The organism is Streptomyces sp. ISL-96, assembly GCF_018614035.1.
Lineage (GTDB): Bacteria > Actinomycetota > Actinomycetes > Streptomycetales > Streptomycetaceae > Streptomyces.
Genome location: NZ_JAGGPA010000076.1, coordinates 1 through 8,748, shown reverse-complemented (window position 1 = coordinate 8,748; position 8,748 = coordinate 1). Strand labels below are relative to the sequence as shown.

The following is an 8,748-nucleotide window of genomic DNA, read 5'->3' as shown; positions in this document are numbered from 1 at the left end:
CTTTCGCAACAGGCCCTAGTTGAGTGCGCGTCACAGTAGGGCACACCGCAGCACCGACCGTGCCAACCAGCGGCATCTGAACCCGATCGACGGGCGGTCTCGCTGGCAGCAGCGCCAGTAGTCGGACCAAGTCGTTCCGGCCCTGGGGGGTGAGTTGTGCGAGTGTGCGCTCTTCAATCTCGTGCCACACCTGTTCTATGTCCCCGCGCAGAGCTTGGCCCGCCGACGTGGCCTCGATGAGTACTGCTCTGCGGTCGTCGGGATCAGGGCCTCTGCTGACCAGTCCGGACCGTTCCAGGCGCGCGCTGGACCATACGTGTCACGGTCGAAGGGTCGAGGTGCAGCAGTTGGATCAGCTCTGATTGGCGCCGCGGGTTGGTTTTGATCTTGTTTCGCTTTGACGGACACCATAGGCGTGGTGGTCAGGCTGCGAGTGCGGTCTCGTATTTGGCGGGACTGCGGTAGCCGAGGCTGCTGTGCAGACGGCGCAAGTTGTACCAGCCTTCGATGAAATCGAAGATCGCGGTGCGGGCGACGGCCTTGCTGGGCCAGGCGAAGGTGTCGAGGAGTTCGCGCTTGATGGTGGCGAAGGACGATTCGGCGAGCGCGTTGCCCCAGCACTGTCCGGTGCGGCCGACTGAGAGCCGGACTCCGAACTCCTCGGCCGAGGCGGTGCATTGCTGGCTGGTGTACTGACAGCCGCGATCCGAGTGGAAGATCACCGGGCCGATGGGGCGACGCTGTCGGCAGGCGGCCTTGAGGGCGTCGACGACCAGGTCGGTCCGCAGATGATCGGCGGTTGCCCAGCCGACCACGCGGCGGGAGGCGATGTCGATGACGGTGGCCAGGTAGAGCCATCCTTCTTTGGTCGGGATGTACGTGATGTCGCCGCACCAGCGGGCATCGAGCCCGGTGGGGTCGGGCTGGAAGTCCCGGACGATGAGATCGGGCCGCAAGGCGGCCCGCGGGTCGCCGATCGTGGTCAGGTGCCGCTGTCGCGGTGCCTGCCCTGCAAGCCGGCGGCCCGCATCAACCGGGCCCCGCGGCGGCGTCCGCAATCGCCGTACCGCTCGAACGCCGTCTGGAGATCGCCCGCCACCTCCGGCTCGGCGGCCCCGAGTGCCTCCTGGCCTCCGCTGACGCCCACTACGGCCTGGCGCGGGACGCCGCCGTGGAGGGGCTGTCCTTCGCCGAGGCGGAGCAGCACTGCCAGGAAGTGATCAACGCGGTACGGAGCCTGCCCGCCCATGAGGAGAGTCGCGACCAGCGGTTTGTCCAGGCCGTGGAACTGTTGCTGTCCCTCACCGAGGTCCGCTGGCGCGGCCAGCATCAGCCGGTCAGCATCAGCCGGCCGGATGAGCGGACATCGACGCCCTGGCCGCCGAGGCCGAGGCGGCGGCCGCCCGCTGCGGCACGCCCCAGCTCCTCGTCCGCACCGCGCTCCTGCGCGGCAAGACACTGCTCGCCACCCGGGGCTTGGTGCTGTCGACTGGCCGCCATCTTCATCGGGTCAGCGACATGACCCGAAAGAGACGAACCTAGTCACGGGCCCCAGGAACCTCAGGAGCCTCGCCGTACGTCGTACCGGGCATGATCGTCATACCTGATGCCCGGACGGCCGAGTTGTACGCGCAGTGGTCCCGGGCCGGTGCCCGCACCGATCCGGCCGAGGCCGAGCCGCTCGCGCTCGACTGTGTGCGCCGACTTGCCGCAGATCCCGGCGGTGAGTCGGCGCATGTGTGGGTGGCTGGGCTTGCGGAGATGGTCCGCTATCTCGCCTGGCGGCCGCGGCCCGAGACGGCGCGCGCCGCCGTCGCCGCGCTCGTGGCCGCCGCGTCGGCGCTGGACATGACGGACTGCGGACACGAGGCGCATCCGTACGAGGAGGAGCTGGAGCACCTATCCGAGGACTCCTGGGGATCGGTGGGAGTCACCGCCGACTACCTGATCGGGGAGCACCCCGAACACCCCCGGCTGGAGGGCGAGTTGTGCCCGGGCAATGTCGCGGGCATCGCACGCGTCACAGCCGATGTCATCGCGCCGTTCTCGGCATCCGGGATACCCGAGGCGGTGCCGGAGGAACATGCGCAGTCGGTGCGGAATCTGAAGGAGATCCTCAACGACTACCCCGTCATCGAGCCCGCTCCCGAGATCGAGTCCAACACGGGCTACCTGTCCGACCGTCCCACCCGGGGCGCGCTCGCGGGGTACGTACTCACGCAGCATGTGACGGTTCCGTACGCCGTCCACCGGATCACCCTGCGTCCGGTCTTCGACGCGATGATCCGGGGTCTGGAGCAGGCGCTCGGGCTGCTCGGCGACGCGGGCGGCTGTGCGCACGCGGACGACGAGCACCCCGACGAGGACGACCTGTACTACGAGTCGCTGGCCGAGATCGGCTTCCATGTGCGCAGCCCCGGCGGGCGGGCCGAACTCGCCGGATGGCTGGACGAGCCGGCCGACGTATGGGTGTGCCCGGACTATCTGCGGGGCCTCGCCCAGGAGTCGCTCGGTGAACTGCGCTCCGCGCACGAGGAATTGTTCGGCGTACGCGACACCAGCGGCCTGGACGCCGCGTTCGTACGGCCCGACGGGCACCTCGACATCGGTGCGCTGACGCAGACGTTCGTCGACGCCGACGACCTCGACGACTCCGGTGTCGCGGGCCAGAACGCCGGCCTGTGGGCGGCACGCCGGCACGCGGAAACCACCGACCCGCACGAGCGGCTGGTTCTGCTTCACCTCGCCCTGTGGGCCGCCTCGGTCTTCGACCTGCCGTACGGCGTGGGGCGCGAGGTGCGCGCCCTGCTGCGGGCTGTCGACCCCGAGCCGCTCGACCATGACTGCCCGCACGGCGACGGCCATCCGGACGCGGATCTGCGGGAGTCCGTGCACCGGCGCGAGGAGTTCAAGGCGCACCTCGATCACCTCTACGCCCCGGCGGAGTTCGGGGCGCCGGAAGGCGTGTACCCCGCCGACGTATGGACCTGTGCGAGCCTGCTCGCCGACTGGGCGCGGGACCCGATCGTCGCGATGGACGAGCGGTACGAGGAGATGGACGAGGAGGATGACGATGACGGATCGATCTTCCGCTGAGCGGGCGGACGAACTGGTTGACGCCTGGGACGAGATGAGGGAGTACGTCGACCACGAACCGCGGACGTACGAGGGGCTCGTCGTCGAGTGCGCCCGTGAACTGGCCGCCGATCCGCGCGGGCCGCTCGCGTACAGCTGGACGCTGGGTCTGGTCCTCGCCCTTCCGTACTTGGCTACGAGGAAGCCGGAGGACGGTGACGTCGGGGCGGCGTTCGACGCGGCGCAGGCCGTCGACCGGGCGCTGCGGGACGCGCCCTGCACGCACCAGGGCCACCCCTTCCAGGGCGACTTGGAGGGGGAGCTCGGGAACATGGCGGACGTCCTGCGGGAGCTCGCCGACGACGGGAGGCCGTGGACGGACCTCAGGCCGCGCGACGCATGGCTGTGCCCGCGCAACGTCGCCGGGCACGCGCGCGTGGTGATGGAGTCGCTGCGGCCCGGCTCGGCCGGGGACGTACCGCCGTTCCTGCCGTTCGAGGACCGGTACGAACTGGAAGGGCTCACCGCGATCATGGAGGGCCATCCGCTCGCCAGGACTTTCGACGTGGCCTGGGACCTCTCCTTCGCGGCCTCCGCGCTGCAAGAGACGGCGGACGACGAGCTGGCCGGCCGGGTCTTCGTGGCCACCGCCGTCGCGTGGTACGTCGAGGCCGAGGCGGACGACGCCGCCGCGCAGGAGCTCGTCGACGAGCTGGCGGACGCCTTCGAGCGCGCGATCGGCCTCCTCGACGACGGCCCTTGCCCCCACGGCGCGCACCCGGACCTTCCGGGCGACACCACCGAGGCCCTGTGGGTGGGCATGCACCTGGCGAGCGCCCGCGGCCGCGCGGCGTACGAGAAGTGGCCCGAGCCGTGGGCCCCGCCCCTCGACACCGCCCTGTGCCCGGCGTTCGTGGCGGCCACGGCCCGCGACTCCCTGACACGACTGAGGAACGGCTGATGACGTACGAACAACTGGTCCGCGCCTGGAGCGAGACCGGAGAGGACCGCTACGGTCCCGACGGCGTCCAGGGCCAGGTCGTCCTGGAGTGCGCACGGGCACTGGCGGACGATCCCGGCGGAGAGCTCGCGTATCAGCGGGTGTTCGGGCTTGTGCTGATGCTGCCGTACACCGAACTGGCCGGCGGGGACGTGCCGCGCGTGGTGGCCGATGCGGCGCGGGCCGTGCGCCGGGAACGCGCGGGGCAGAGCTGCGATCACGCGGAGCACCCGTTCGACGAACAGTGGGAGGACCTCGTCGACACGCTCCCGGACGTGCTGCGGATGCTGGCCGACAACAGCATTGAGTGGTGGGAGAACTACCCGCAGGAGCAGTGGCTCTGTCCGCGTACCGTCGACGGGTTCGCGGCCATGGTCCTGGAGGCACTCGAACCCGGATCGGCCCCGGACGCCCCGCCGTTGCTGCCTTTCACCGCGCAGCGGCACCTCGACTCGCTCACGGCCGTCCTGGAGGGCTACCCGCAGCCCGGTACGGAAGTGGGTGAGGAAGTCGCCAATGTGGGAAGGGCTTTGAGGCATGCCGAGGGGGAGGACCGGGCGGGCCATGTGATCACGGCCGCGGCGCTGACCTGGTGGGCCGGGACCGCCAAAAGCTCCGACGAGGCGTACGACGCCTTGGTGCAGGGATTCGAGGCGGTGCTCGCCGGGCTCACCGACCCGGTGTGCACCCACGACGAACACCCTGCCCTGCCCCGTTGGGCAACCGCCGCCGTCTGTGTGGGGATTCACCTGAGCAGCGCCGGCGGACGCGGGGTCTACGAGCGGCACGGGCCGTGTCTGAAGAACCCGCCGCCGCTGGAGACGCTGCTGTCCCGGCGTTCACGGCTTCGGTCGCCCGGGACTCCTTGGCCCGACTGCGCGCGATGCGAGCCGAGCCGGAGCGAGGAGAGACGGGGGAAGGGCCCTAGCGTCAAGCCCTCGAAGGTCTCGTCTCTGCAGCGGGAGCTCACCCACAAGCACCGAGGATGTCCTGTGCATCCTCCGGAGGATCGCCGAGCCCCCGGCTACCGGCAGGCCATGCCACCAGTGACATCTGCCCCGAAGGTCACCCATGCTGCTATACGGGACGCAACGCCACTTTGGTGATCTCGTCCGAGGCGGCGGGCGGCGGGCGGAAAACCGGGGGAGTCGTCAAGGGGGCGAGGTATGGGCTGAGTTCGGCGCCTGCTGATGCGGCCGGTACGGACCACGGGCGCTCGCCGGCGCCGCGTGTCGCCACCCGCTTGCGTCCTCCGCGGTGCGGAGGACTCTGGAGGCGCCGAGCGCCTGTGGTGAGTGGAGACCGAAGCGCGCAGCAGCCGTGAGCGTCGCAATCCGCAGGGTCTCGGTGAGGCGCGCGGCCTCGACGTCGTCGCCCTGGAAGGACGTGGTCTCCCGGCGGAACGCCGCGAGCGCGGTCAGCGCGCCCAGCACCTGAGGATGATCACGGTGCAGCAGCTCTTGGCATGTGTCCGTAGCCGACGCGTGTGTTCCAGGGCTTTGTCGGCTCGGCGTCGCCCAGGGCAATGGCCACCCGTGTGAGCGTGCACTGTGCGAGAAGAGTGATGTCGAGTCGGCGGTGTCATCCAGGTTCCGCTCGGTCAGGGCCAGAGCCGTCTTCACGTGATCCCGGGCCCTTGCCCAGGCGCCGGTGCGCAACAACTGCGCGGCCAGATTGGCCTGCGCGACGGCAGTATCCGTATCGTCGACGCGGCTGGCCCACAGGGAATGCAGGAGGCCCGCCAGCCTGCTGGACAAGCCCCGCCTCCAGGAGCAGTGCTGCCAGTACATTGCGCGAGTGCGTGTCGATGCTGTCATGGAAGCCCTGTGCCTCCGCCGTCTCCGAGACCCGCCGGACCACCTCGTCCGTGGGGCAAATCGCTGATACAGCCGACGAGTTGATGAGCCTTGGCCTGAATGGATGCGTGGACGTCCGGCTTCGACGTCGGCGCAGCCATGGCCGCGTCCCTCGGCGCCAGCACCCGTCTAGGAACACACCTGCGCCACGAGGGGACGACAGCCGGTCCCGGTGAACGCCGGGAACTGTGAGGCCGATGCCTGCCAGGTGCGGTTGACCTCCCCTGCGTGGAGAAGACCGTACCGGTCAGGAAGGGGCGGCCGGCTACGACGGTTCACTTCCGCTCGAGCGGAGGTGAACTGGACGGCGTCGGCGGGCAGGCTGTCGGCGTACACGTGAACGTGGCTCTGGCAAGATTTTCGTAGCCGGAGATCATCTCGGTGACACGGTCGGCCGGTCCACATACCGGCGGCGGAGGTGGGCGATCAGGACGACGCGGTGGCGGAGAAGGGAGACGCCAGCGCGACCGGCCATCAGGCGCTTTTGCAGCTTGACATCGGTAATACGGCCCTCGTTGACCCCGGAGTTGTAAGGGGTGGCGATCCCCTGGGCGACGGCATGCCGGTCTTCGCGAAGGGCTCCGGCAAGGCCGGTCAGCGGAGTCAGCCCGGTGTTCGCGAGGTCGTCCAGCCACTCTGGCAAGGATGTCGCGTCGCGGTTGTCGAGCATGGCGGCGAATCGGCGGACCAGGTCGTGGGCGGTCCTGAGTTCAGGGCAGTGGTCGAGGAGCCGGGGCAGGCGGTCGTTGATATGCGGGCTGCGGCGGTGCGGGTGGGTGGTGATCCAGCGGGCGGCTTCGCGCGGGGAGGGCGGTCGCTCGCAGGGCTCGTCCACGGGCAGGCCCCGCCGCATAGGCGCGACGGCCATTTTCACGCGCTGGTAGTGGCCAAGATAGCCCTTGGTCTGCAGTTCCTCGTGCAGGATCTTTGCACTGTGCTGTCCCTCGTCCCAGCGTTGTTGCAGGTAGCCGAGGTAGGGATCCAGGGTGGAGGGCTTGCGGGGCGGGCGACGCACCACCTCCTGCCAGGTATGGGCCCGGGCGTACTTGCTGACGGTGCGGCGGTTCAGGCCGAGCTCCCGGGCCACGGAGCTGTGGCTCCGACCAGAACGGGTCAGGGCCTGCACGGCCTCGAAAAGCCTTCGGGCGTGGCGCCCGGCTCGCGTGTCCGCGTCGGTGTTCTCGACGGGCTCCTCGACCGGTGCGGCACCGGTCTCGCTGATCGGGGGCAGCGCTGCGGGCAGGCATCCGCGGTGGGCGGAGGCGATGTCCTGAACTCGCCGGGAGAGGCCCTGCCAAAGGTGAAAGCGGTCGCTGACCTGCACGGCATCCGGGGCGCCGGAGGTGATGCCCTGCCGGTAGGCGAGGGAGCCGTCGCGGCAGGCGACCTCAACACCTGGGTGCTGACCAAGCCACCGGCCGAGCCGTTCCGCGTCGCGTCCTTCCCACAGTGTGAGAGGGAGCCGGGTGGTGGCGTCGACCAGGAGAGTTCCGTAGGTGTTGCCGTAGAGCGCGAAGTCGTCCACCCCCAGCACCCGGGGCGTGACCAGTGGCGGAAACGGCACCCGCATCAGCTGGGACAAGACGGTGCACCGCGAGAGCCTGATGTTCAAGATCCGAAGCATCCGGGAACCGCCCCGGCCGGCCAACACCACGCCGACGTCCTCCACCAAGCGCTGCAACGGCGGTGTCCGCCGCTGGTAGCGCACGGTAAGCCCCGGCACCTGCTCGGCGAAGGTCACCTTCGGGCAGGTCGTGTTTTCGCAGTACAGGCGGCGTACGGACAAGTCGATGTGCACGGGCCGGCCCGCGAGCGTGACGTCGGCGAGGCTCCGTACATAGCGGCTATGGCACCACGCGCTGAGCTGTCCGCATCCCGTACATCCCGCTGGTTCACCGGATCTCGTGCGGGCGCGGACCGCCACCACAGCATCGGAGACCTCAACCGAGATCACCAGCACATCAGACAACTGCGCTAACAGACTGGCCAGTTCAACAGAGCACAGCCACAGGCTGCCCAACCTGTAGACCGGCCGACCGTGTCACCGAGATGGTCTCCGGCTACGAAAATCTTGCCAGAGCCGTGAACGTGCCCAGCTTCGTACGGAGGAGCTGACCGGCATCCGCGAAGTTCGCCGACATCCTCCAGGCCGAAGTGCCGGCCGTCTGGCGTTGATGTCCGCGTTCACCCATCACCGCATCTCGGTCCCGCAATACCGGCCCATGAAACCGCCGCTCCCCGCGCCATCACCTGTTCGGGTCGCGCGCATCGCGGACCTGAACGGCTACTCGTACGGTCGAGAGACTGCCAAGCCCCTGGCGGCCGACCAGCTCTGGACTGGGCAACGACCCATGCCAGCGGTTTCAACGGAGGTGCCGTGAACAAGAACAGCAAACACGAGTTCCAGTTTGTGCTCACTGGTGTCGAGCTCACCGATGAGCAGCAGGAGAAGGTCAGCCGTGCGGTTGCGCAGGCCGGCGTTCTGGCCCTGGGAGAGCTGGCGCCCAGGGAGTCCGTGACGGTCCGAGTGAAGCCGAAGGTGTGGTGGCACGGCATTCCCCGACCAGATCTGATGCAGGAGCTCCAGAGGTCTGCGGCCGACCAGCTTAAAGTATGAGTGCGCCACACATCGGCAAGCGAGGTGCGAGTAGCCAGGCGTGCCCGAGTGGCCCATGCCGCGAGGGCAGCTCGATCATCGGTGTGATGACGCAGCAAGGTCGGCTGGCGTATCTGCCGATGCCAGTCGTGATAGACACCGCGTTCACCTCGCGGCTGCAGGAGGTGGGACAACCGGAACCCTCTCTGTCAGCCTTGGGT

Annotated in this window: 9 protein-coding genes; 4 read left to right on the top strand and 5 right to left on the bottom strand. The window is 69.1% G+C overall.

Translation table 11 applies throughout. The features are described 5' to 3' along the window. Positions 1-422: 422 nt before the first annotated feature. Genes J7E96_RS34005 through J7E96_RS33995 form a run of 3 tightly spaced genes read right to left on the bottom strand, consistent with a single transcriptional unit; the run spans position 423 to position 1,500 of the window. On the bottom strand, positions 423-956 hold the full coding sequence (locus J7E96_RS34005) for an IS3 family transposase (RefSeq protein ID WP_251070833.1): 534 nt from the start codon (positions 954-956) through the stop codon (positions 423-425). A 26-nt stretch (positions 957-982) separates the two neighbouring features. Beyond that, the gene (locus J7E96_RS34000; protein WP_215137283.1) at positions 983-1,330 is read right to left on the bottom strand and encodes a hypothetical protein; all 348 of its coding nucleotides are present in this window, start codon (positions 1,328-1,330) and stop codon (positions 983-985) included. Beyond that, positions 1,330-1,500 carry a hypothetical protein gene (locus tag J7E96_RS33995; RefSeq protein ID WP_215137281.1) on the bottom strand — a complete coding sequence of 57 codons (171 nt, stop codon included), beginning with the start codon at positions 1,498-1,500 and terminating at the stop codon, positions 1,330-1,332. Before J7E96_RS33995 ends, J7E96_RS34000 begins: the two co-directional genes overlap by 1 nt. A gap of 90 nt (positions 1,501-1,590) precedes the next feature. Here J7E96_RS33995 and J7E96_RS33990 point away from each other — a divergent pair, with 90 nt between their 5' ends. The 3 genes from J7E96_RS33990 to J7E96_RS33980 are packed head-to-tail and all read left to right on the top strand — an operon-like array spanning position 1,591 to position 5,181. Further along, positions 1,591-3,096, top strand: coding sequence for a hypothetical protein (locus J7E96_RS33990; protein ID WP_215137279.1), 1,506 nt, complete (start codon positions 1,591-1,593; stop codon positions 3,094-3,096). Beyond that, positions 3,074-4,036, top strand: a complete 963-nt coding sequence (locus J7E96_RS33985; protein WP_215137277.1) for a hypothetical protein — start codon at positions 3,074-3,076, stop codon at positions 4,034-4,036. The genes J7E96_RS33990 and J7E96_RS33985 overlap by 23 nt, the downstream gene beginning before the upstream one ends. Continuing rightward, positions 4,036-5,181: a hypothetical protein gene (locus J7E96_RS33980; RefSeq protein ID WP_215137275.1), complete on the top strand. Its 1,146-nt coding sequence runs from the start codon at positions 4,036-4,038 to the stop codon at positions 5,179-5,181. Before J7E96_RS33985 ends, J7E96_RS33980 begins: the two co-directional genes overlap by 1 nt. A 45-nt stretch (positions 5,182-5,226) precedes the next feature. Here J7E96_RS33980 and J7E96_RS33975 read toward each other — a convergent pair whose 3' ends face one another. Both J7E96_RS33975 and J7E96_RS33970 read right to left on the bottom strand, forming a co-directional pair. Further along, positions 5,227-5,832: a hypothetical protein gene (locus J7E96_RS33975; protein ID WP_215137273.1), complete on the bottom strand. Its 606-nt coding sequence runs from the start codon at positions 5,830-5,832 to the stop codon at positions 5,227-5,229. A 472-nt stretch (positions 5,833-6,304) separates the two neighbouring features. Then, complete coding sequence (locus J7E96_RS33970) at positions 6,305-7,885, bottom strand: ISL3 family transposase (RefSeq protein ID WP_374196753.1); 1,581 nt, start codon at positions 7,883-7,885, stop codon at positions 6,305-6,307. Between the two features lie 423 nt (positions 7,886-8,308). On the opposite strand from J7E96_RS33970, the gene J7E96_RS33965 reads away from it, so the two are divergent. Further along, positions 8,309-8,548 (top strand): hypothetical protein, encoded by a 240-nt coding sequence (locus J7E96_RS33965; protein ID WP_215137269.1) that lies wholly within the window; start codon positions 8,309-8,311, stop codon positions 8,546-8,548. The last annotated feature ends 200 nt before the right edge of the window (positions 8,549-8,748 follow it).